The sequence below is a fragment of the Promicromonospora sp. NPDC059942 genome (genome assembly GCF_042731755.1).
GTDB lineage: Bacteria > Actinomycetota > Actinomycetes > Actinomycetales > Cellulomonadaceae > Promicromonospora.
This window is the reverse complement of the sequence record NZ_JBHWLR010000013.1, coordinates 94,572-117,842: the sequence shown is the minus strand read 5'-3', so window position 1 is coordinate 117,842 and position 23,271 is coordinate 94,572. Positions and strand designations below refer to the sequence as shown.

General features: G+C 73.0%; 20 protein-coding genes and 1 riboswitch. Of the genes, 8 read left to right on the top strand and 12 right to left on the bottom strand.

The genetic code is table 11. The annotated features are described in order from the left end of the window. Nucleotide 1: 1 nt before the first annotated feature. Nucleotides 2-1,279, top strand: a complete 1,278-nt coding sequence (locus ACFV9Q_RS20440) for an aminotransferase class I/II-fold pyridoxal phosphate-dependent enzyme (protein ID WP_377232079.1) — start codon at nt 2-4, stop codon at nt 1,277-1,279. A 74-nt stretch (nt 1,280-1,353) separates the two neighbouring features. Here ACFV9Q_RS20440 and ACFV9Q_RS20435 read toward each other — a convergent pair whose 3' ends face one another. From ACFV9Q_RS20435 to ACFV9Q_RS20425, 3 genes are all read right to left on the bottom strand, one after another. Beyond that, a complete protein-coding gene (locus ACFV9Q_RS20435) occupies nt 1,354-2,334 on the bottom strand; it encodes a universal stress protein (protein WP_377235907.1) in 981 nt (326 codons plus the stop codon). 163 nt (nt 2,335-2,497) lie between these two features. After that, complete coding sequence (locus ACFV9Q_RS20430; RefSeq protein ID WP_377231922.1) at nt 2,498-3,142, bottom strand: C40 family peptidase; 645 nt, start codon at nt 3,140-3,142, stop codon at nt 2,498-2,500. Between the two features lie 152 nt (nt 3,143-3,294). Continuing rightward, a riboswitch (cyclic di-AMP (ydaO/yuaA leader) is annotated at nt 3,295-3,487 on the bottom strand. 151 nt (nt 3,488-3,638) lie between these two features. Beyond that, nucleotides 3,639-4,355, bottom strand: coding sequence for a metal-dependent transcriptional regulator (locus tag ACFV9Q_RS20425; RefSeq protein WP_036964626.1), 717 nt, complete (start codon nt 4,353-4,355; stop codon nt 3,639-3,641). Nucleotides 4,356-4,437: 82 nt separating this feature from the next. On the opposite strand from ACFV9Q_RS20425, the gene serC reads away from it, so the two are divergent. The 4 genes from serC (at nt 4,438) to ACFV9Q_RS20405 (ending at nt 8,432) form a co-directional block, all read left to right on the top strand. Further along, entirely contained in the window at nt 4,438-5,547 is a 1,110-nt protein-coding gene (gene serC, locus ACFV9Q_RS20420; protein ID WP_377235906.1) for a phosphoserine transaminase, read from the top strand. A gap of 119 nt (nt 5,548-5,666) precedes the next feature. After that, nucleotides 5,667-6,518: an MHYT domain-containing protein gene (locus tag ACFV9Q_RS20415; RefSeq protein WP_377231924.1), complete on the top strand. Its 852-nt coding sequence runs from the start codon at nt 5,667-5,669 to the stop codon at nt 6,516-6,518. A 154-nt stretch (nt 6,519-6,672) separates the two neighbouring features. After that, the gene (locus tag ACFV9Q_RS20410) at nt 6,673-7,128 is read left to right on the top strand and encodes a MarR family winged helix-turn-helix transcriptional regulator (protein ID WP_377235905.1); all 456 of its coding nucleotides are present in this window, start codon (nt 6,673-6,675) and stop codon (nt 7,126-7,128) included. Then, the gene (locus ACFV9Q_RS20405) at nt 7,125-8,432 is read left to right on the top strand and encodes an MFS transporter (protein ID WP_377231926.1); all 1,308 of its coding nucleotides are present in this window, start codon (nt 7,125-7,127) and stop codon (nt 8,430-8,432) included. Before ACFV9Q_RS20410 ends, ACFV9Q_RS20405 begins: the two co-directional genes overlap by 4 nt. Nucleotides 8,433-8,575: 143 nt before the next feature. Here the strand turns inward: ACFV9Q_RS20405 and ACFV9Q_RS20400 are convergent, their stop codons facing one another. The 5 genes from ACFV9Q_RS20400 to ACFV9Q_RS20380 all read right to left on the bottom strand — a co-directional run bounded on the left by ACFV9Q_RS20400 (nt 8,576) and on the right by ACFV9Q_RS20380 (nt 15,140). Continuing rightward, nucleotides 8,576-9,595 (bottom strand): hypothetical protein, encoded by a 1,020-nt coding sequence (locus tag ACFV9Q_RS20400; protein ID WP_377235904.1) that lies wholly within the window; start codon nt 9,593-9,595, stop codon nt 8,576-8,578. A gap of 351 nt (nt 9,596-9,946) precedes the next feature. After that, complete coding sequence (locus tag ACFV9Q_RS20395) at nt 9,947-11,410, bottom strand: NCS2 family permease (RefSeq protein WP_377235903.1); 1,464 nt, start codon at nt 11,408-11,410, stop codon at nt 9,947-9,949. Nucleotides 11,411-11,447: 37 nt separating this feature from the next. Then, a complete protein-coding gene (locus ACFV9Q_RS20390) occupies nt 11,448-13,514 on the bottom strand; it encodes an acyltransferase family protein (RefSeq protein WP_377235902.1) in 2,067 nt (688 codons plus the stop codon). Nucleotides 13,515-13,693: 179 nt separating this feature from the next. Next, a complete protein-coding gene (locus ACFV9Q_RS20385; protein WP_377230146.1) occupies nt 13,694-14,224 on the bottom strand; it encodes a CAP domain-containing protein in 531 nt (176 codons plus the stop codon). 73 nt (nt 14,225-14,297) lie between these two features. Beyond that, nucleotides 14,298-15,140 carry a CAP domain-containing protein gene (locus ACFV9Q_RS20380; RefSeq protein WP_377235901.1) on the bottom strand — a complete coding sequence of 281 codons (843 nt, stop codon included), beginning with the start codon at nt 15,138-15,140 and terminating at the stop codon, nt 14,298-14,300. A gap of 236 nt (nt 15,141-15,376) precedes the next feature. Between ACFV9Q_RS20380 and ACFV9Q_RS20375 the strand changes: the two genes are divergently transcribed. The 3 genes from ACFV9Q_RS20375 (at nt 15,377) to ACFV9Q_RS20365 (ending at nt 17,581) form a co-directional block, all read left to right on the top strand. Continuing rightward, entirely contained in the window at nt 15,377-16,321 is a 945-nt protein-coding gene (locus tag ACFV9Q_RS20375) for a sulfotransferase family protein (protein WP_377235900.1), read from the top strand. After that, nucleotides 16,318-17,271, top strand: coding sequence for a hypothetical protein (locus ACFV9Q_RS20370; RefSeq protein WP_377235899.1), 954 nt, complete (start codon nt 16,318-16,320; stop codon nt 17,269-17,271). Before ACFV9Q_RS20375 ends, ACFV9Q_RS20370 begins: the two co-directional genes overlap by 4 nt. A gap of 73 nt (nt 17,272-17,344) precedes the next feature. Continuing rightward, nucleotides 17,345-17,581, top strand: coding sequence for a DUF2530 domain-containing protein (locus ACFV9Q_RS20365; RefSeq protein WP_377229816.1), 237 nt, complete (start codon nt 17,345-17,347; stop codon nt 17,579-17,581). Nucleotides 17,582-17,635: 54 nt separating this feature from the next. Here ACFV9Q_RS20365 and ACFV9Q_RS20360 read toward each other — a convergent pair whose 3' ends face one another. The 4 genes from ACFV9Q_RS20360 to ACFV9Q_RS20345 form a co-directional block, all read right to left on the bottom strand. Then, a complete protein-coding gene (locus ACFV9Q_RS20360; protein ID WP_377235898.1) occupies nt 17,636-21,010 on the bottom strand; it encodes a sacsin N-terminal ATP-binding-like domain-containing protein in 3,375 nt (1,124 codons plus the stop codon). After that, the gene (locus tag ACFV9Q_RS20355) at nt 21,007-21,846 is read right to left on the bottom strand and encodes a DUF3027 domain-containing protein (RefSeq protein WP_377229814.1); all 840 of its coding nucleotides are present in this window, start codon (nt 21,844-21,846) and stop codon (nt 21,007-21,009) included. Before ACFV9Q_RS20355 ends, ACFV9Q_RS20360 begins: the two co-directional genes overlap by 4 nt. A gap of 23 nt (nt 21,847-21,869) precedes the next feature. After that, nucleotides 21,870-22,244 (bottom strand): cold-shock protein, encoded by a 375-nt coding sequence (locus ACFV9Q_RS20350; RefSeq protein ID WP_182619474.1) that lies wholly within the window; start codon nt 22,242-22,244, stop codon nt 21,870-21,872. 115 nt (nt 22,245-22,359) lie between these two features. Next, on the bottom strand, nt 22,360-23,181 hold the full coding sequence (locus ACFV9Q_RS20345; RefSeq protein WP_377235897.1) for a TetR/AcrR family transcriptional regulator: 822 nt from the start codon (nt 23,179-23,181) through the stop codon (nt 22,360-22,362). Nucleotides 23,182-23,271 lie beyond the last annotated feature (90 nt).

Below are 23,271 nucleotides of genomic sequence, written 5' to 3'. Positions count from 1 at the left end.
GGTGACCACTACGACGTCGTCCCACAACACCGCAACACTGCCCGCACTCGCGGAGCTCCAGCAGGCTTACGCCGAGCTTCAGGCCAAGGGCCTGAAGCTGGATCTCACGCGCGGCAAGCCGTCGGCGGAGCAGCTCGATCTCGCCGAGCCCATGCTGGCCCTGCCCGGCGTCGGCGTGCACGCCGACGAGTCCGGCACGGACACGCGCAACTACGGCGGGCTGGACGGCGGCATCACGATCCGCCGCATCTTCGCCGAGCTGCTCGACGTGCCCGTGGAGCAGCTCCTCGCGGGCGGGAACGCCTCGCTCACGTCCATGCACGACGTCGTCGCGTTCGCGGAGCTGTTCGGCTTCCCCGACTCGCCGAAGCCGTGGTCGCGCGAGGAGAAGGTGCGCTGGATCTGCCCGGTGCCGGGCTACGACCGGCACTTCACGATCTGCGAGGCCTTCGGCATCGAGATGATCCCCGTCCCGATGACGGCGGACGGCCCGGACGCCGAGGCCGTGGCCGCGCTCGTCGCCGCGGACCCCACCATCAAGGGCATGTGGGTGGTCCCCACCTACTCCAACCCGGACGGTGCGGTCATCAGCGCCGAGGTCGCCCGCGCACTGGTCTCGATGCCCGCGGCCGCGCCGGACTTCCGGATCCTGTGGGACAACGCCTACGCGGTGCACCACCTGACCGACGACGAGGTGACCAGCCCGAACGCCATCGCGCTGGCCGCCGAGGCCGGCCACCCCGACCGCGTGCTGCTGTTCGCCTCCACGTCCAAGATCACGTTCGCGGGCGCGGGCGTCGCGTTCCTGGGCAGCTCGCCGGCGAACATCGCCTGGTTCAAGAAGCACCTGTCGGTCGCCTCGATCGGCCCCGACAAGATCAACCACCTGCGGCACGGAATGTTCTTCGGCTCGGCCGACGGCGTGCGCGAGCACATGCGCAAGCACCGCGCGATCCTGGCGCCCAAGTTCGAGGCCGTGGTCGAGATCCTGACCGAGCGCCTGGGCGGCTACGGCATCGCGTCGTGGACCGAGCCCAAGGGCGGCTACTTCGTGTCGCTCGACGTCGCGCCGGGCACGGCGGCCCGCGTGGTCCAGCTCGCCAAGGAGGCCGGGATCGCCCTGACCCCCGCCGGCGCCACCCACCCGTACGGCAAGGACCCGCAGGACAAGAACGTGCGCCTCGCGCCGTCGATGCCGCCGCTGGACGAGGTCCGCACGGCGATGGACGGCGTCGCGACCTGCGTGCTCCTCGCGGCCGCCGAGGCCGCGCAGGCCTGACCGACACGCCGACGTGTCAGACCCTCAGGCCACCCGGGTGACCTGAGGGTCTGACTCGTTCCGGGACCGCGCGGTCAGTCCGGGCAGTGCTTGTTCACCACGAGCACCGGGCACGCCGCGTGGTGCAGCACAGCCTGGCTCGTCGAGCCCAGCAGCAGGCCGCGGAAGCCGCCGCGACCGCGTGAGCCCACGACCACGAGGTCCGACGCCGTCGAGAACTCCGTCAGCAGCTCGGCGCCCGTGCCGTCGAGCACGATCCGCCGGATCCGCAGGCCCGGGTTCAGGGCCTCGTACCGGTCGATCAGCACGTCCATGCCCGCCCCGATATCGGCCAGCACCTGCTCCCGGTCGATCGAGGACGGCAGCCACGCCAGCATCCCGGCGTTCCCCACAGGCACGCCCGTGACCGCTGTCAGCTCCGCACCCCACGCGTTGGCCTGCACGATCGCGTGCTGCAGCGCCCGCTCGGCCTGCGGCGACCCGTCCACGCCGACGACGATCCGGCGCACCTCCCGGATCTCGGCGACCCCGCCCGCCTCGACGTCCGACGCGGCCGGCGCAGCGGCCGGCTCGTCCGACTCGAGGTCCGGCGGCGTCCAGGAGACGCCGCGGTTGGTCTCGGCGCGCAGCGGCACCACCACCACCGGGCACTTCGCGTGCGCGGGGAGCGCGGACGACACCGTGCCCAGCAGCCGCTCCGTGAACCCGCCCCGGCCCCGCGTCCCGACCACGGCGAGCCCGTAGTCGGTGGACAGCTCCACGAGCACGCCCGCGGCGTCACCGGTCGCGACCTCCGTCGTGGCGCGGACCCCGGCGTCGGCCACGCGGTTCTCCGCCTCGACCAGGACCGCCTTGGCGCCCTCCTGGATCGTCGTGTCGTCCAGCGCGGCGTACCCGCCGTCGAGCGACGCGGCGGTGAACGACGGCAGGGAGTAGCTGCACACGATGTGCAGCGCCCAGCCCACGCGGTGCGCGTAGGCGGTAGCCCAGTCCAGCGCGTGCAGACTCGCGGCCGATCCGTCCACCCCGACCAGTACGACCTCGGATCGTGTCATCGCCAGTCCTTTCCTCAGCAGTGCATCTTTGCCCTCCAACGCTACCGGCGGGGCGCCGGTCGTGGGTATCCGGAGGCAAAAAGACGGCAGAAAGATGGCAAAGCAGAGCGCCCGCCCGAATCTCCCCGGACAGGCGCTCTGCTGCGGTACTGCGTGGCTGCGGTCAGCCCAGGCGGATGAACGTGGGGTTCGACTGCCAGATGGTGCGGAAGTCGACCACGGTGCCCGGCTTGGACGCGTCGATCATGGTGTTGCCACCGGCGTAGATCGAGACGTGACCGGGGGTCCACATCAGGTCGCCCGGCTGGGCCTGCGACGCCGGCACCTGGGTGCCGTAGCCGGCCTGCGCCGACGAGGAGTGCGGCAGCGAGATGCCGAGCTGCGCGAAGACGTACGAAGTAAAGCCCGAGCAGTCGAAACCACTCGGGCTGGAGCCGCCGGAGACGTACGGGACGCCGATGTAGCGGCTGGCGATGGAGATCACGGAGTTGCCGATCGCCGACGCCGGGATGTCGACGGACGAGGAGGCGGTCGACACGGCGCTGGCCGCGGCCTCTGCTGCCTCGGCGGCGGCCGCCTCAGCGGCCTCCTCGGCTTCCTGGGCGGCCAGCTCGGCCTGGTAGTCCTCGTTGTCGGCGGCCGAGACCACCGAGACGGCGGACTTCTCGACGCTCAGCTCGGCGTCGGGCGCGACGGTCACGACAGGTGCGTTCGACAGGGACTCGCGAGCCTGGGACGTCAGCGCGTTGAGGTCCACCGAGTTCATCTTGGCGTGGCCGGTCTCCATCGGAGCGGCCTGCGCTGCCATCGCGCCACCGAACGTGGAGACCAGGAGCGCGCCACCTGCGGCGGCAACCGCGGTACGACGACCAACGGCGGCGTTCTGAGCAAGCTCGGTGAGCGGAGTCACGGGGCGTCGCGCAGCACGATGGCGTGCGCGGGTGGTACGTGCGGTCACGTAGTACCTCTCCTTGTACGCCTTCGAGGTCAGCTGTCGGGTTCGGGTGGGAGAAATCACCCGGCCGTGCATTCCCGAAGGATTACCCGGCTTCACCCCTAGGACGCACCCTGGCGCCCAACGGTGGGTCCCCCGCCTCTGTCATGCGGTCGTCTTGGGGCCCCGGCCGGTGACAGAGTTCGGCGTCCGTCCGAGGACTCTCACGAAAAAGACTCCGTGAGAGCGATCTGAACGTACCCGACCTCACCCCCGATGTCACGTTCCGGCAACGAATGTCATGGCGTGTCGGGAACGTGGCCTCACCTTTCCGACAAAGCGGAAGGTTTGGGACACCCTCGGGTGCGGTTCAGGCGGTCGCGACGAAGAGGTGGCGCGCCAGGTCCTCACCGAGCTCCAGCGCCGTCCCGGCGCCGTCGACGGTCACCGTGTAAGTCCCGTCGCTGAGCTCGGCCGTGATCCGCGAGCCGGGCACGAGGCCGGCGTCGGACAGGCGGGCCAGCAGCTCGACGTCCGTCTGCAGCGGCTCCGCGATCCGGGTGAGGGACGCCGCGAGCGGCTCGCCCTTCACGCCCTTCTTGGCCGCCGCCTCGAACGCGGAGGGCAGCGAGATGACCCCGGCCAGGAACGGCACGTCCGTGTAGGCCTCGCCGAGCTCCGACAGGCCGGGGATCGGGTTGCCGTACGGGTCGTGGTGGGGGTGGTCGAGCAGGCCGACGAGGCGCTTCTCCACGAGGTCGCTCATCACGTGCTCCCAGCGGCAGGCCTCGACGTGCACGTGCTCCCAGTCGAGCTTGATCACGTCGGTCAGCAGGCGCTCCGCGAGGCGGTGCTTGCGCATCACGCGCATCGCCTTGTCGTGCCCGAGCTCGGTGAGCTCCAGGTGGCGGTCCCCGGTCACGATCACGAGTCCGTCGCGCTCCATGCGCGCGACCGTCTGCGACACCGTCGGTCCGGAATGCCCCAGGCGCTCCGCGATGCGCGCGCGCAGAGGGGTGATGCCCTCCTCGTCGAGCTCGTAGATCGTCTTGAGGTACATCTCGGTGGTGTCGATCAGATCCGTCACGTCAGCTCCCGTCATGCGCGCAGCCGTCCAGTCGCCCTGGGCTCGGCGCCCCGGGCGTCGGCCCAGGTTCTAGTCTAGTTCTGTGCCACTGACAATCCCGACACACCTGCTGCCCACCGACGGCCGTTTCGGCTCAGGCCCCTCCAAGGTGCGCCCGGGACAGGTAGATCATCTCGTGGCGAACGCCCACGTGCTCGGTACCTCGCACCGCCAGGCGCCCGTCAAGGACGTGGTCCGCCGCATTCGCGAGGGTGTCACGGAGCTGCTCGGCGCGCCCGACGGGTACGAGGTCGCCCTCGGCAACGGCGGCTCCACCGCCTTCTGGGACGTCGCCACGCTGTGCCTCGTGGAGCGCAAGGCGCAGCACGCGTCGTTCGGCGAGTTCGGCGCCAAGTTCGCCACCGCCACGTCGCGGGCGCCCTTCCTCGAGCCGTCCCAGGTGATCGAGGCGGAGCCGGGCACGGTCGCCTACCTGCAGGCCGCCGACGACGTCGACACCTACGCCACCCCGCACAACGAGACCTCCACCGGGGCCATGGCCCCGGTGCTGCGCCCGTCCGGGCCGGACGGCGCCGTCGTGCTCACCGACGGGACGTCCGGGGCCGGCGCGCTGCCGGTCGACCTGCGCCAGACCGACGCCTACTACTTCGCCCCGCAGAAGGTGTTCGCGGCCGACGGCGGCCTGTGGCTGGCGGTCCTCTCCCCCGCGGCCGTCGAGCGCGCGGCGCGGATCGAGGCGTCGGGCCGCTGGGTGCCGGAGTTCCTGTCCCTCACCACCGCGATCCAGAACTCGCGCCTGGACCAGACCCTGAACACGCCGGCCATCGCGACGCTGCTGCTCCTGGCCGACCAGGTGGAGTGGCTCCTGGAGCAGGGCGGCCTGAAGTGGTCGGCGGAGCGGTGCGCGACGTCGGCCGAGACCCTCTACTCCTGGGCCGACGCCCGCCCCTGGGCGACGCCGTTCGTGCGGCGCCCGGAGGAGCGGTCCACGGTGGTCGGCACCATCGACCTGACCGACGAGATCGACGCCGGACGGGTACTCTCCGAGCTACGCGCCAACGGCGTCCAGGACGTGTTCGCCTACCGGAAGCTCGGGCGCAACCAGCTCCGCGTCGGCATGTACCCCGCCGTCGAGCCCGACGACGTCGCCGCGCTCACCGCGTGCATCGACTATCTCGTCGAACGCTTCTGACCAGCCTGATCACGTCCGCAATACCCCTTCGACGGGGAGTTCTGCCTATTGTCCGGTACACAGGGACTCTGTAACGTTTCCGCAACAGAGGGAACCATTCTGAGGGGCTGTTCAACAAGATGCCAGTGATCGACCACTTCACCTTCGGGATCGTGACGCCCATCCTGGCGTACGCGATCTCGTGCACCGGCGCAGCGACGGGCCTTGCGTGCACGTCCAGAGCCCGAGCGGCTTCGGGCGGCGCACGTGCGGCGTGGCTCGTCTTCGGCGCCATCGCCCTCGGCGGTACCGGGATCTGGGTGATGCACTTCGTCGCCATGCTCGGTTTCTCCGCCTCGGGCGTGACCATCCGGTACAACATCCCCGAGACCCTCCTCAGCGCGGCGATCGCGATCGTCGTGGTCGGCGCCGGCCTGTTCATCACCGAGCTGGGCAAGCGCAAGCTGCCGGCGATGCTCGTCGGCGGCGCGCTCGCCGGCTCGGGCGTCGCGGCCATGCACTACATGGGCATGGAAGCGATGGAGATGTCCGCGCAGGTCGTCTACAACCCGGTCTACGTCATCACGTCGGTCGCCATCGCGATCGTCGCGGCGACCGCGGCGCTGTGGTGCACCGTCCACATCCGCGGCATGCTCGCGACCATCGTGGCCACCCTGGTGATGGGGATCGCGGTGACCGGCATGCACTACACGGGCATGGCCGGCGTCTCCGTCGTCAACCCCGTCGACACCGTCCCCGCCGGCGCGTCGACGATGCAGCTGCTCGTGCCGCTCGTGATGGCGGTCAGCGTGGTCACGTTCCTCCTCATCCTCGGGATCGGCCTGTGGCCCACCGAGGACGAGCTGCGCACGCAGGCCGAGTTCGAGAACCGGCTCAAGGCGCACAGCGAGCAGGGGCAGCGGTTCGAGAGCGTGCAGCAGGAGCTCCAGCCGAGCGTCGCACAGTTCGCGCAGTCGAACCGCGCGCGCTGACCCTCGGCCGTTCCGGCCTCGGAGCGCCCGCCCCCGTCCGGGGTCGGGCGCTTCGTCGTTCTCCGGGCCGTGTGCTTTCCGCCGCCAGGCGGCGCCGTCGGACGCCGGTGGTGTGACCGCACCCACGTACCGTTAGCAAGGCTAATGATCTAGAATGTCGTGGGTGCCGTCGAGCTCCCGCAGGTCCAGCCGAAGCCCGGCGACCGTCGGGGGCGACCTCCGTGTCGCCCTCACCCGAGTGTCCCGTCGCCTGCGCGCCGAGCGCGGCGAGGCCGACCTTCCTGAGGGGCAGTTCGGGATCCTGACGGTGCTGCACAAGCACGGCGAGATGTCCCCCGGCTCCCTTGCCGAGCACGAGCGCGTCCGGCCGCCGTCGATGACCCGAGCAGTGAACACCCTGGCTGAGCTCGGCCTCGTCGAGAAGGTCGAGCACGCGACCGACAGGCGACAGGTTGTCGTCCGCCTCACCGCGGCGGGCGAGCGCGAGGTCGCCGAGACCCGGCGTCGTCGCGACGCCTGGCTCACCAAACAGCTGTCCACACTGACCGTAGAGGAGAGAGAGATCCTTGCAGGAGCCAGCGAGCTCCTGATCCGGATCGCCGCTCGATGAGCGCAACCTTCGCCAGCCTTAAATATCGTAACTATCGTCTCTGGTTCGCCAGCGCTCTCGTCGCCAACATCGGCACCTGGATGCAGCGCGTGGCGCAGGACTGGGTCGTACTGACCCTCCTGACCAACAACTCCGGCGTCGCCGTGGGCATCGTCACCGCGCTGCAGTTCATCCCGCACATCTTCCTGTCCGCGTGGGCCGGCCTGCTGGCCGACCGCGTCGACCGCCGCAAGCTCCTGATGCTCACGCAGGGCGGCATGGGCGTACTGGGCCTCGGGCTCGGTGCGCTGGTGCTGTCCGGCGCGGCAGAGCTGTGGCACGTGTACGTGTTCGCCACCCTGCTGGGTGTGGTGAGCGCCATCGACGGACCCGTGCGGCAGACCTTCGTCGCCGAACTCGTGCCGACCAAGCGGCTCGCGAACGCCGTCGGGCTCAACTCGACGAACTTCAACGCCGCACGCCTCATCGGTCCCGGTGTGGCGGGCCTGCTCATCGCCGCCGTCGGCACCGGCTGGGTGTTCATCATCAACGGCATCGCGTTCGGCGCCGTCATCCTGGCCCTGACCCGGATGCGCGACCTGCGGGTGCAGCCCACCGCCTCGCGCGCCAAAGGTCAGATCCGCGAGGGGCTCGCCTACATCCGCGGGCGCAGCGACATCGTGGTGATCATGGTCGTGATGGGCGTGGTCTCCACGTTCGGCCTGAACTTCCAGCTCACGTCGGCCATGATGGCGCGCGTCGAGTTCGGGCGGGGCGCGGGCGAGTACGGGATCCTCGGATCCGTGCTGGCCATCGGCTCGCTGGCGGGCGCGCTCCTGGCGGCCCGGCGGGAGCGGCCGCGCGTGCGGCTCGTGCTGGGCGCGGCGTTCGCCTTCGCGATCTCCATGGGCATCCAGGCCGTCATGCCGACCTACCTGGGCTACCTGCTCATGTGCATCCCCGTCGGCTTCGCGTCGCTCACCATGCTGACGTCGGCCAACGCGGCGATCCAGCTCTCGGTGGCGCCCGAGATGCGTGGTCGGGTCATGTCGATCTACATGATGGTGCTGCTCGGCACCACGCCGCTGGGCTCGCCCGTGGTCGGCTGGATCGGCGAGACGTTCGGCCCGCGGTACGCGGTGCTCATCGGGGCCGTGGCGACGCTGCTGGTCGCGGCGGTCGCGACCGTCTGGGCGTACCGGACGTGGCACGTGCGGGTCCGCGCGCGGCTCTCCCGCGAGCACCGCATCCCGCGCCCGTACCTCCAGGTCGACTACCCGCCCCTGGCGGACCCGACCCCGGAACGGCAGGCCCTGGCGGCGTAGCCGACGCCGCGGATGCGGTGGCCGGTGCCGACACCGGCCGCGACACCGGCACCACCCCAAGGTGCGCTTCTACCCCGCCATTGGGCCCGAAATCAGCGTGATTCCGGGCCCAATGACTGGGTAGAGGCGCACTTTTCGTCTCCCTACCGAGCAAGCGTCGCGGGGGTCAGATTGATCAGGGCGCCCGACGCCGCGTACCTGGCCGGCTGCCATCCGTGACCGGCGAGCACCTTCGCGATCTTCGCGCCGACGCCGCCCGGCAGGTCGTTGTCCGCCGGCTTGAACCGGAGCATGATCACCTGACCCGAGGCCAGCAGCTGGTTCTGCCGCTGAGCGTCCCGGACCAGCGCCTGCGTGGTGCTGTGCGGCCCGACGCCGTCGATCTCGACGACGAGCCAGCGCCCGTCGGGCAGTCGCCAGACGAGGTCGACGCGCGCGACGACGGCGCCGTCGACCACGATCCGCGCCTGGAGATCGTCCGGCGGCACCTCGTTGTCGTGGCACGACAGCCGGGCGGCCGACTCAGCCGGTGACTCCGAGCGTGCGTCGACCAGCCCGAACAGCTCGTGGAGCGGGGCAGCGCCGTGCCGCCGTCGGACCAGGTCGTGCAGCTCGGCGAGACGGGTCGGCGTGAAGCCGTGCCGCCGCGCGAGGTCGTCGAGCACGGCGAGGGCGCTCGGTCGCGACAGCCTGGGGAGTGCCTGCGCGGCGGCATGGTCGAGCCGCGCGACCGCCCGGTCGCCGACCGGCTCCGTGGGAAAGGCCGGGTAGTCCACGACCACGACGTCGTGCCGGGTCCGTCGCGGCGACCGGTCCTCCCGCACGACCTCCAGCGGAAAGTCGCGCGGCAGCCCCGAGACCCCGTGGAGCACGAGCGCGCAGCAGCCGGTGGCGACGGCGTCCGGGCCGTGCACGAGAAGAGCGAACCAGGTACGCCAGCGCGCGGCGTGCTCGAACCAGTCGTCCCTGATCCTGCTGTTCAGCGGCACAGGTTCGGTGTCGTACACACCGCGTGCGGGGCTGGTCCAGCGACGCTGCCCGACCATGCGCCGTCGAACCTCTCGGCCGATGCCGAGCTCCTCGCACTGGACGGTCGACAGGAGGCCGGCCTGCCGCCGCAGCAGCGGCCCGGCGTCCGGCGGGATCACGTAGGTCTTGGGCATGGACCCACCTCAGCAGCCGGGGGCCGTGCGGTCGTCGTCGCCTGGCCTGCCTGTGCACAACCGCCGAAAGCTGCCCCCTGTGGTCGCACTCGCCTGCAGTGATCTCCGTGCCCGCGGTCTCCGCCGACCTTGCACTGATCGCCATCTCCGCCGACCTGACGTATCCGCCGATCCGACCGACCCTGTAGTGATCGCTGACTGCACGGTGGCCGCCGTCGTCGACCCCGCCCCAACGAAAAGTGCGCTTCTCCCCAGTCATTGGGCCCGGAATCAGCGTGATTCCGGGCGCAATGACTGGGTAGAAGCGCACCACCGGGCGACGACAGAGCCGCGCGCCCCGCAACCGCAGTGTCAGATGCCTACCGCAGTGCGGATCGGGCCCATCAGGAAGTAGACGAGGAACAGCGCCGCCGCGACCCACAGCAGCGGGTGGATCTGGCGCACCTTGCCGACGGCCAGCTTCAGCAGCACGAACGAGATCACGCCCGCCCCGATGCCCACCGTGATCGAGTAGGCGAACGGCATGAGCACCATGGTGAGGAACGCGGGGATGGCGACCTCGAGGTTCTTCCAGTCGATGCCGGTCACCTGGACCACCATGAGGAAGCCGACGATCACGAGCGCGGGCGTGGCCGCCTCGTGCGGCACCACCTCGACGAGCGGCGACAGGAACGTGGTCAGCAGGAACGCCACGCCGGTCGTGATGGCGGCGAGGCCGGTCCGGGCGCCGTCGCCGACGCCGGACGCCGACTCGACGTACGCCGTGTTGGACGACACCGAGCCCATGCCGCCCGCGGAGGCGGCGATCGAGTCGACGATCAGGATCTGCTTGGTTCGGGGCGGGTTGCCCTTCTCGTCGAGCAGCCCCGCCTCGCCGCCGATGGCGACCATCGTGCCCATGGTGTCGAAGAAGTCGGCGATGAGGAGCGTGAACACCAGCAGGACCACGGCGAGCAGGCCGATCTTCTCGATCGACCCGAAGAGCGAGAACTGGCCGATCAGCGAGAAGTCCGGCAGCGCGACCACCGAGTCGGGGAGCGCGGGCACGTTGAGCGACCAGCCACTCGGGTTGTCGTCGGTGCGCTTGCCGATCTGCCCGACGGCCTCGATGACGACGGCGAGCACCGTGGAGGCGACGATCGCGATGAGGATGCCACCGCGTACCTTGCGCACCATCAGCACGGCGGCCAGGAGCACACCGAACGCGAAGACGAACAGCGGCCAGGCGCCGAGCGAGCCACCCATGCCCAGCTCCGTGGGCGTCGACAGGGAGGCGGGGATGCGCACGAAGCCGGCGTCGTACACGCCGATGAAGGTGATGAACAGACCGATGCCCACGCTGATCGCGATCTTGAGCTCGCGGGGCACGGCCTTGAACACGGCCTCGCGGAACCCGGTGACCACCAGGATCAGGATGACGATGCCTTCCAGCACGACGATGCCCATGGCGTCGGCCCAGGTCATGCCCGGCAGGGCCGCGACGGAGAACGCGACGACGGCGTTCAGCCCGAGCCCCGCCGCGAGCGCCAGCGGGAAGTTGGCGACCACGCCCATGAGGATCGACATGACGCCGGCGACGAGGGCGGTCGCGGCGGCGATCGCCGCCTGGTCGCCGCCCGTGGTGCCGCCGCCGAGGAACTGCCCGGTGCCGTCGGGCACGCTCCCGAGGATGAGGGGGTTGAGCACCACGATGTAGCTCATCGTGAAGAAGGTGACGAGACCGCCGCGGACCTCCGTCCACACCGTCGACCCGCGTTCGCTGATCTTGAAGAACCGGTCGACGGCGCTCCGCGCCTGGGCCTGGTCGTGAGCCATGGGTTCGATGTCCCCTTCGTTACCTGGTGTTGGCCGGCTAGCTGCCGCGCACCGCAGTCTGGAGCATCTCTTCCACGGAGCGCACCTTGGTCAGCACGTATTCGGCACTGAGGTGGTGGAAGTCACGGTAGACGGGGTGACTGACATCACCCACACGGCAGGTCTGCGTGTCGCACGTCTCCGACCAGACGCCGTCCCACACCTGGACGTCGTACCTGTCCCAGACCTCGGCGCTGATGCCGGGCAGGTCGCCGTTGGAGCGTTCGGCGTCCGCGCGCGGCATACCGCAGTCGCCCAGCGCGGACCAGGGCCGGGTGAGGCACTCGAGCGGGTCGACGTCGAGCTGCGGGTTGTCCTTGACCGCCACCACGGACGGGGACACCTCGGTGAGGTGCGCGAACAGCTCGTCGTTCGCCCGTTCCCAGGTGCTGCGCACCTCGTCCTCGGTCATCAGGGTGCCGTCCTCGTGCTGCATGCGGTCGCCGTAGATCTGCGCCTGGCTGACGACGACGACGTCGGGCCGCAGGTCGTCGACGACGCGCAGGGACTCGGCCTGGAAGCCGGCGCACGGGCCACGATCGGTGGGCTGCTCGACCTTGACCTCGGCGGCGGGGCAGCCGTGCCGCCAGCGGACGGCGAGCCGCAGGCCGGCGTCCGCCGCGGCGGCGTCGAAGGCGGGGATCCAGTGCATGGTGTGGGAGTCGCCGAGCAGCAGCACGGTGGTGGTGGCGTCGACGTCACCGAGCAGGCAGACCTCGGTGCCCGACGTCGTCTCGGTGGTGTCGGTGCACCCGTACGACGCCGGTTCGGCACGGGTGGCGACGGCGGTGGCGTACGGCTCGCGCTCCAGCACGGCGCTGGTCGCGACCCTTGTGCCGACCGTGAGGCCGCCCACCGCGAGCCCGATCACCAGCGTGACCGCGGCGGTGCGGCGCCAGGACCGCATCGCGCTGCTGAACCGGATCGGGTTCTCGACCCAGCGGTAGGTCGCGAACGCGGCGCCGAGGGCCGCGACCGAGGCGAGCACCTTGATCCAGATCGCGTCGTCCTGCACGGCCGCCGTGGTGAGCACCACGAACGGCCAGTGCCAGAGGTACCAGGAGTAGGAGACGTCGCCGAGCCGCTGGAGCACCGGCAGGTCGAGCACGCGGTCCACCCACGTGCCGGGCGCGGAGACGCTGCCCGCCGCGAGCACGAGCAGCGCGCCGCCGACCGGCAGCAGGGCGACCGTGCCGGGGAACGGGTCGGTCTCGCGCACGACCGCGAACGAGAGCGCGAGCAGCGCGAACCCGGCGGTGCCGAGCAGCGCCCGCAGCAGGGCCGGGCGCAGGCGGGAGAGCTCGGCGAGCCGGCCCCACGGCAGGGTCGCGACGAGGGCGGCGCCCGCGAACTCCCAGGCACGCGTCGGCAGCACGTAGAAGGCCCACTCGGGGACGGCCGCCGTGAGCCACACCGACGTGGCCAGCGAGACCACGAACGTCCCCGCGAACAGGAGCTGCAGCATGCGGCGGGCCGGGATCCGGGTACGCCGGGCCACGGCGACGGCCAGCAGGATCAGCAGCGGCCAGAAGATGTAGAACTGCTCCTCGATGCCGAGCGACCAGGTGTGCAGGTACGGGCTCGGCGTGACGGAGTCGGAGAAGTAGTCCTGCCCCTGGTACGGGAAGAGCAGGTTGGAGACGAACAGCATGGCCGACGCGCCGTGCCACGCGAGGCGCCCCCAGACCAGGGGCGACAGGATCAGGAGGCACGCGGCGAGCGTGACCGTGACGACCAGCGCGAGGGCAGGGACGAGCCGGCGCATGCGGCGGGTCCAGAACTCGACGAGGTCGACGGACCCGCTGCGGTCCACCTCGCGCAGCAGCAGCGAGCTGATGAGGTAGCCGGAGATCACGTAGAAGACGTCGACGCCGGTGAACCCGCCGGGGATCGCGATCCCCGCGTGGTAGACGACGACGGCGAGCACCGCGACCGCGCGCAGCCCGTTGATGTCGGTGCGGAACGCGTGCCCCGTGCCCGGTGCCGCCGGGGCCCGGCCGGCCCCGCCGCGGGGCTCGGAGGGTGGTCCGGAAGGTCGGTCGACGGCGGTCGTCGCCTGGGCCATTTTTCTCCTGCGGTCGTTCCGGGCGGGTGCTCTGCTCCGTCACGTGTCAGACGTACAGGTCACCCGGGGGACCTGTACGTCTGACACGCGCACTCATGCGCGCGTCACACCATAACGGGCGCATCTGGCCAGGTTGCCCCGGTATCGGGGAGGGTCTGGGGAGAGTGTTCGGCGCTCCGTCAGTCGAGGAACAGGTGCGAGCAGACCAGCACCGGTGCCGTGGCCGTGCCGCCGTCGACCACGCACCCGATCGCGCCGCGCCGCAGCTCCTCGTTGACGAGGTTCTCCTGGTGCGACGGCGAGTCCAGCCACGCCTGCACCACGGTCTGCGGCGGGTTGGCGGTCCGGCTGAGGTTCTCGGCCACGAGCCCGCCAGGGCAGCTCTGCCGCACGGGCGGCAGCGGGGCGTGGGTGAGCTCCGGTGCGCCGATCAGCGCCGCGGCCCGCTCCACCGCCACCGGCTGGAGGCAGTCGTCGTGGTCCAGCTCGGCCACGCCCACCTGCGCACGGGCCGCGTTCACGCCGTCCTCCAGGGCGGCGGCGTACTGCCCCGGGTCGGTGAGGTCCACGTCGCCGGGCGCGGTCCAGGTCGCCTGCGGCGTCGCCGTCAGCTCCGGGCCGGCGTCCCGCCCGGTGAGGTCCGAGCAGGCCGTGAGCAGCGCCCCGGCGGTCACGAGCGTGACGGCGAGGCGGATCGGGTTGCGGGGCACGACGACGATTCGACACGACGCGCGGGCCGGCCACAACCGCGGCGCTCCCGGGGGACCCGGAGGTTCCGCGGCGTCAGGCCAGGAACACGTGCGCGCAGATCATGACGGGTGCCGCGGGGTCGCCGCCGTCGGGCACGCAGGCGACGGCGCCGCGGGTCAGGTCGCCGTTCAGGATGTTGGCGCGGTGGCCCTCCGAGTCCATCCAGCCCTGCGCCGCCTCCGCAGGCGTCCAACCGCCCTTGGCGAGGTTCTCCGCGACGGCCGTGGTCGGGCAGACGTCGAAGATCGGGCCGAGCGGCGCGTGCGCCAGCTCCTGGCCGACCAGCGCCTGGGCCCGCTCCAGCGCGACGTCGTACGCGCAGTCGTCGTGGGCCAGGGCAGCCAGCCCGTTCGCCGTCCGGTGGCCGTTGACCGCGTCCTCCAGCGCCTGGGCGTACTGCACCGAGTCGGTCAGGTCGGGCGCCGCGCCGCCCGTTCCACCCGCACCCTCGCCGGAGCCCGTGCCGCCGGAGCCGGCGCCACCCCCGGATCCGGCACCGGTCCCGTCGCCCGCTCCCGGGAGCGGCTCACGGTCCTCACCGCGCGACGCCGAGTCGCTGGGCGCCGGCTGCACGTCCACGGCCGCGGACTCCTGGGCGTGCTCGCCGTAGATGGCCCCCACCGAGGTCGGGTGCGGGGACTGCGCCCGCTCGACCGGCACCGCCACGCCGACCACGCCGGGCGCGATCCCCGGCGCGGGCATCGGCTCGGCGCCGGGAGCGAGCAGGCCGGCGCACGCCGTCAGGCAGACGCCGACCGCGACGGCCAGCGCGCCGCGCGCCAGAGACCGGGGCCCGGGGAACCGGGGCGCCAGGACCCCACGCGGAGCGCGCCCGGGCTGAGCCACGGACGACGTCGGACGGGGTGCTGGGGACACAAGCCGGGACAATACCGGCAATCACGATGGTATGGAATGCCTGAAAAGTCTTATCAGTGCGAACAAAGGCCGGGCACCGGCCATCACCGCTCACACAATGCGCCAAACCCGCCCGGATGAATTCTCCGGCGCATATCCTGGCGATCGGTCGATTCGGGTCGCACGCGGTACATTCATCGCATATTTTTGCGGGGCACAGCGACCACTTGTCAGTCGAGCAGCCGAGGTTTCCCCACATGTCCGGAACGAGTACGACTGGCGCGCCCTGGAACGACCATCGCCTCGCCTTCGTGGGCGGGCTACATCGCAGCGGTACCGCCCTTGTGGCCCGCATCATCGGTTCCAGCCACGACGCCTCCGGACTCACCGGAACGGGCGCCCCCATGGACGAGGGACAACACATTCAGGACGCCTATGTCGGCGGTCTGGGTAATACATCCCAATGGTCGTTTCATCCGCAGGCGCACCTGACCGAAGAAGACGCGCAACGGACCCCGGACGCGGCGGCGCGCCTCTGGCAGAGCTGGTCGCCCTACTGGGCCCTGGACCGCACGGTGCTCGTCGAGCGGTCCACGCCCAACCTGACGAAGATGCGCTACCTGCAGGAGGTCTTCCCGCGGGCGCGGTTCGTCGTCGTCACCCGGCACCCCGTGGTGCAGGCGCTGGCGGTGCGCAAGTGGGCCACCCGGACCCGGGGCCGGTTCACGTACGGGTTCCCGCGGCTCGTCGAGCACTGGGTGCACGCGCACGACGTCTTCGCGCAGGACGCGCTCCACATCGAGAACCTGCTGGTGCTGCGGTACGAGCACCTGATGCGCGAGCCCGCGCGGGAGCTCGACCGGGTCGCGCGGTTCCTGGACCTGGAGCTCCCGGACGCCGGCGTCCGCGCCGTCGACGCGGACGGCGGCAACCGCTACGCCGAGCTGTGGGAGACCGGCGGCCGCGGCCACCTGGCGGGCCGGGTGCGCAACCACCTCGCGCACATCGGGTCACGTCGTGGCACACCCCGGGGTGACCTCGTGCGCGACGTCACCGACGTCGCGCTACTCCCCCGCTACCGCAGCGTGGTGAGCGAGCACCTCGGCGAGCGCATCCGCGCCCACGGCTACGACCTGGACGTGCTGGACCGGGCGGCCCCGTGGGCCCCGGCGCAGGTGGGCCCGACGGTGGACGCCCGATGACCGGCGGCCCCCGCGTCGTCTTCGTCACCGGTCCCGAACGCAGCGGCACGAGCACGCTCGCCGGGGCGCTGCGCCAGTTCGGGCTCACCGTCCCGCGCCCCGAGGTCGAGCCGGACGCCGCCAACCCCCGGCGCCCGTCGGAGTCGCGGTGGGTGGTGGACCTCCACGAGGCCCTGCTCCGGTCGGCCGACGTACAGGCCACGGACCCGCGCCCCCTCGCCTGGCACCTGGTGGACCGGGCGAGCGCCGAGGCGGACGCGTCCGGCGGGATCGCGGCCTGGCTCGCCACCCGGACCGCGGAGCACGGCGACCTCGTGATCAAGGACCCGCGGCTGCTGTGGTTCCTCGAGCACTGGCAGCGGGCGGCGGCCGCCGCGGGCGCCACGGCGTCGTGCCTCACCGTGCTGCGCCCGCCCGGGGAGATGGTGGGCAGCATGGTCACCGACCACCGGGACTGGCTGGTGGACAGGCTGGCCGGGTGGGTCAACGTCATGCTCGGCACCGAGCTCGCGACCCGGGCGACCCCGCGGGCCTTCGTGCGCTACTGGGACCTGATCCACGACTGGGACGGCCCGGTGTTCGACGCCGCCACCGCGCTCGACCTGCCGATGGTCGACCCGCACGACACGAGCGCCGTCGAGCGGGTCGACGCCTTCGTCGACCACACGCTGCACCGGGTCGAGGTGCGGTGGGACGACATGCCGGTCCCCGCCCCGCTGCGTGCCCTGGCGAACGACACCTGGGCCGCCCTCGACACCCTTCCCGACCATGACGACGCCGTGACCCGGGCGGAGTTCGACCGGCTCCGCGCGCTGTACCCCTACGTGCACCGGAAGGTCACGACGTCGCCCGCGCGGCGGATCGCACGCATCGTGCCGCCCGCGGTGGTCCCGCCGTCGGTCCGGGCGAGCATGGCGGGCATGCTGCGGCGTGCGCCGTACGCCGGCTGAGGTGCGACCGAACTCACCCCGGGCGCTGCCCGCCTCAGCGGGCTCGGCGAGGCCCGGTCCGTACACTGGCAAGGTGCCAACGATCCGCACCCTGCTGGCCCATCCCGAGGAGCGTCGGCCCAGCCCGCCGGCCCCGCACGCCGATCTCTTCCGAGTCCTCGGCGCGGGTATCGGGCTGTTCGCGATCGGGCTGGTCGTCGCGCTGATCCTGCTCCTCGCCGGGCGCGGCGGCGTCGAGAACGTCGCGATCTGCGGCACGGGCGTGGTGCTCGGCGGGCTCGGCCTGCTCTGGGCGCGCCGCCACCGGTGACGCCGGGCTGACGCCCAGCCCCGCCGGGCTGAACCTCAGCCGCCGGGCTGAACCTCAGCCCCAGGCCCGCTCCGCGGCCAGCACCGCCGCGCGGGCCGGGTCCCGCAGGACCGCCTCCAGCAGCAGCGGGTCCGCCCCGCCGATCTCGGCCAGCGCCCGAGCGAGGCCCTCGACCGAGACTGCGTGCGCGACGGCTGCGGACCCCTCGCCCGGTGCGCCGGCGGACACCCACCACGTGACCGGCCGGCCCTCCACCGTCAACGTCGTGTGGCGGCGCCAGGTCTCCGGCGCGGCCGGCACGACCGCCCGGACCCGCGGGTCGAGCGCGACCGGCTCCCCGGGCGCGTCCGGTCCCACGTCGGCGCCGGCCTCCAGCGGGAGGTCGAGCAGGTCGGCGAGAGCCTCGGCGACGTCGGCGGGCGCGGGGACCACCGGGCCGAGCTGGGCCCACCGGGGCGACGCGGCGACGGCGAGGTCGTCCGTGCTCTCCACCGTGATCCCGGCCGGGCCGAACGCGGGCAGCCGGGGCGGCGCGATCCCGGGGCCGTCGGCCCGGGCGAGCGCGGCCAACCCCGTCCAGACGGCGCGCGCGACGTCGGCGGGCAGCCGCCCGGCCGACCCGGCCGATGCGTCGGGCAGCTGCTCCAGGACCGCGGGCCAGTCGTGTCCGGGCAGGTCAGCAAGGTTGTGCAGACCGCCGAGCGCGGTCAGGAGGTCGGCGTCCAGGCCGGCCGTCTCCGGTGGTGCGGGCGGCAGGAGCGGGGTGTCCCCGAGCGCGAACGGCGCGCCAAGCCGGCGGCGCAGGAACCACGCCGTGTACGACGGCGCCTCGCGGTCCGGGGCGTCGGGCGACCGGACGGGCGTCAGCAGCGCGCGCCGCAGCTCCGGGTCGGCGGCGATCCGGGCGAGCCCCGCGGCGAGCGAGCCGGGCCCGGCACCCGGCTCGGTACCCTCGGCCTCCCCCAGCGCGTCGAGGTCCGGGACGGCCGCCACGTCGCCGACCCACGCGCCCGCACCGAGCTCCTCGGCGAGCAGGTCGAGGTACTCGTCCCAGTCGGCGAGCCAGCCGGCCGGGTCGTCCGGGCCGTAGTCGGCGTCGTCGTCCCCGTCGGGCGTCGCGACGTCGACCACGCGGTAGACGCCCAGGTCGGCGTGCGCCCCGGCGGCTCCGAGGGCTGCCTCGCCCCAGCGCTCGACGACGTCGGCCCGCACCGGGGCGAGGTCCAGGTTCCGGGCCGCCCAGGTGCCCGGCAGCGCCGTCTCGCGCAGCGGGACGACGGCGCCGTCCGCCACCACGGGCAGCTCGCCCAGCCAGAACGGGAGGTCCTCCGCGGTCTCGGCGACGGCGAGCCGCACCAGCTCGAGCACGGCGGACACCGTCTCCGCGGGGGTCGGGTCCTCGGGCGCCCACGGCCCCTCGGGCGCACCGGCGTCCGGGTCCGGGGACGGCGGCCCGGCCTGGGGTCCGGCCTGGGGCCCGGCCTGTGGCCCGGCCTGAGGCCCGGCCGACAGGACGGCGCCGAGGTGCTCGGCGTCGCCGTCGTCCAGCACCTCCTCCGCGGCGGCCAGCGCCGCCGACCGGACCTCGACGTCCGCGAGCAGCCCGCGCGGCGTGGTGGGTACGGCGCCGGCCCGCTCCAGCACCGGGTGGGCGACGTCCGGGTGGACCACCCGGACGCCCAGCGCCCGGGCGATCCCGGCGAGCCGCGGGGTGTCGAGCAGCACGGTCCCCCGCGCGCCGCGGGTCACCCGGCCGTCCGCGAGCGGCAGCGGGGCGCCGGACACCGCCTCCAGGACCGCCGGCTCGCCGACGTGCGGCGCGAGGGCGTCGAGTGCCGCGCGCACGACGCCGGGATCCGGCGGCAGGGCCTCGACCAGGTCGACGAGGTCGGCGGGATCCGCGCCGAGGGAGCGCACGAGCGCCTGGTGGCGCACGGGGACCGTGACCAGGGTCCTGTCGCCGGTCCGGGCGAGCGCACGGGCGAGCGTGGCGTCCTCGCCGAGCGGCCCCGCGACGAAGGCGGCGTCCCGGGGTGCGACCGGCGACGCCGGGTCGCTCGGCCGCAGCAGCGGCGTGGCACCCAGGGCGGCGCCCGCGGCCGCGCGGATCGCGGCGTCCACGTCGCCCGCCGGGAGCCCGGTCGGGACCAGGCCGAGCACGTCGCCCCCGGGCCGTGCGGCGAGCTCGCCCAGGAACGCGGCGTAGGAGCGGCCCGCCTCGGCGGCGACCCGGTCCGACGTCGGCCCGGGGAGCACGCCGCGCCGTCCCGGGTCGACCGGGAACGAGGCGATCAGGAGCGCGGGGAACGTGAGCCGGACGTCGGTGGGGGTCGGGGCGTGCAGCGTCGGCCCGGCCGCGGCGCGACTCCCGACCGCCGCCCGGCTCCCGGCCGCGGTGCGGCTCCCGGGGTCGGGCAGGGTCCCCGCGACGGGTACCGCCCAGAGCACCGACCAGTCCGTGCGGCGCGCCTCGGACGGCAGCGAGTCGTCCGGCTCCAGCACGCCGGACGACCGGTGCACGCGCCAGCGCGTCCCGACGTCGCGCAGCACGCGCGGCGTCGCCCGGGGCACCGTGTCCCCGGGTTCAGAACCCGGCTGACCTGCGTAGTCGTCCTCGATCACCAGCTCGTCGAGGGCGGGCAGCGCGAGCAGCAGACCGTCGTCGACGGCGGCGAGCTGGGCGCGGACGGCGGCCACCGCGGCGTCGTCCCGCAGCCGCACCTCGACCACGGTGTCCGGCTCCTCCGCCGTGGTCCCGGGCGCGGCGAACGGCAGCCGCAGCACGGGCAGCGCGCTGCCGCGCCGCCGGGCCTCGTCGGCGAGCCACTCCTCTGCCCCGACCGAGGGCCCGAGATCGGTCGGTTGCCCCGAGACCGGCCCGTCGTCGGACCGATCTCGGAGCAGGGAACCGATCTCGCTCGCGCCAGACGGCAGCCCCAGCCCGAGCTCCGCGCGGGTGGCCGCGAGCGAGAAGCGCACGCCGCCCGCACGCGAGCGCACCAGGATCTCGTCCGACACCGACCGGACGGCGGCGAACCCGACCCCGAACCGCCCCACGACGGCCTCGGGCCCGGCCGGGCCGCCCGACTTGGCCGAGGCCCGGAGGGAGGCCAGCGAGGCGACGCCGTCGGCGTCGAGCGCCGCGCCCGTGTTGGCGGCGACGAGCCACCAGCCCGCCCCGGTGCCGTCCGCGTCGTCACCCGCGTAGCCGCGCGGTTCCAGGGTCAGCATCAGCCTGCCGGGCACCCCGGCGCGCGCGGCGGCGTCGGCCGCGTTCTGCGCGAGCTCCACGACCACCCGGTCGCGGTAGTAGCCGCGCGCGTGGTCCTCCTCGGAGTTCGCGTCCTCGCGAAAGCGCGTCGGCGACGCCAGCCACGCCTCGGCCACCACGCGCCGCAGCGCTCCGGTGCCGAAGGGGTCGTGGGTCACGCGGAGGGTTCGCCCCCGTCGCCCGCCGGCGTGTCGCCGGCCGCCGCAACCGGCTCGACCTCGTTCTCGTCGATCAGCGGGGCGGGCGCCGGCCAGTCGGTCGGGTGCGCCTCGACGTCGGTCTCCGAGTGGGCACCACAGCCGTGGTCGAGGGAGACCACCTTGCCGTCGTCGGGCGACCACTCGTTGGCGCACACCCCGAAGAGCTGGCCCATCGGACCGGAGAGCGGGATGAGGAACGCGCAGGCCGTGCACTCGGCGGCGGCCGCGACGGACCCCGCGGACGTCGGCCCGCGCGAGCCGCGATACCAACGCTCCGCCGCCTCGTCGCGGCCCTGCGGGGACAGCACGCGGGCGCGGGCGAGCGCGAGCTCGTCGATCGCGACCTCGTCGACCTCGGGGTCACCGGTGGCGGTGTAGCCGGGCTCGAGCCGCGGGTCGTCGGCGCGGAACGGCAGCACGTCGCCCGGGCCGACGTCGCCCGGGCGCAGCCGCTCGGACCACGGGAGCCAGGCCGGGGCGAGGATCGCCTCGTCGCCGGGCAGCAGCTCGACCTCGCTGATCGTGGCGGCCCGGCCGCGCGGCACGCGCGTCACGGTGACCGTCCAGTGCCAGCCGCGGTACCCCCGCATGGTCGCGGCGAAGCGGTGCGAGACCACCCGCTCGTCCTCGAAGAAGGTGCCGAGGTGCTCCCCGACGTCGTCGGGCCGCTCAGCGACCTCCTGTGCGGCGGCGCGCGCGAGCTCCGCGGCGCCGTTCAGCACGGCGTCGCGGCTGGAGCGTGCGGCGACCCGCCGGGTGGGCGTTCGTGTGGCGGGCGCGGTGATCGTCACCATGTTCCTCGGGACCTCGTGGGGTTTCAGGCGTCGAAGTCGTCTGCGACCTTGCGCAGCATCTTGGCTAGCGTCTCCGGGTTCTTCGGATAACGCCCCTTGCGCAGGTCATTTGCCACCCGGTCGAGCATCTGCGTCAGGTCGCCGACGATGACGGCCATGTCGTCGGCGGGCTTCCGCCTCGCCTTGGCGACCGACGGCGCGGCGTCGAGCACCTTGACCGCGAGCGCCTGGGGACCGCGGCGGCCGTCGGCCACCCCGAAGTCCACGCGCGCGCCGGGCTTGGGCACCACGCCCTCGGGCAGGGCGGAGGCGTGCAGAAAGACCTCGCCTCCGTCCTCGTTGGCGATGAACCCGAAGCCTTTGTCGGTGTCGAACCACTTGACCTTGCCGGTGGGCACTGCAACCTTCTTCTGTGCTTGTCGGTACTGCTCGCGAAACTGCTCAGGGCGGTCCGAGGTGCTGCGACTGACGCGCTCTCTCCGGACCCGTTGCACAAGGTTACCGGGCGGATGCCTACCGCGTCGCATGCATTGACCGTTCTTCGCCCGCGTGGCGCGCCGGTGCCGGGTGCGGGCCGCCCGGATGCTGGGTTCGGACGCCGATGCCCAGGTCGGCGCCGAGCCGGAGCGCCACCTCGTCGAGCCAGGTCACGGGGTCGGCGACCGAGCCGACCTGGTGCCCGAACAGCTCGAACGAGATCAGGCCGAACAGCGTGGTCCAGGCGATGATCGTGCGGCGGACGGCCTCCGCCACGTCGTCGCCCGTCAGGTCGGTGCCCGCCCAGAGGCCCTGGTCCGCGATGAACGCGAGGCCGGGCGCGACGGTCACCGGCGCGTCCGCCGTGGCGGCGGCCACCGGGGCCGGCACGGCCGCGGGGCGCGCGCCCGCGGCGTAGGCGTCCCCGACGATGCGGGCGAGCACGCGGACCACGCGGACGGCGGGCACGACGGTGTCCCGGGGCGCGGCGTAGCCCGGTACGGGTGTGCCGTACAGCAGGCCGAACTCTCCCGGGTGCGCCACGCACCAGGCCCGCACGGCGCGGAAGGTGGCCAGCCAGCGGGCGCCGGTGTCGGCGCGGTCTGCGACGGCGGCGTCGGCGGCCTCCGCGGCCTCGCCGAGCTCGTCGTAGGACTCGACGAGCAGCGCCGTGAGCAGGGCGTCCCGGCTCGGGAAGTAGCGGTACACGGCCGACGACACCATCTCGACGTCCCGCGCGACGGCGCGCAGCGAGAGCGCCGCCGCGCCGTCGGTGGACAGCCGCGCGCGGGCGGAGTCGAGGATCTCGCGGGTGATCGTCTCGCGGGCAAGGGCGCGGGCGGTGCGGGCCGGACTCATGCCGTTCAGGTTCGCATGACAGATCACTGCACACAACCGAGAGCACCGCTCTTGCCAAAGCGTGCCCGCCCATGCCACGCTTGCGCCACG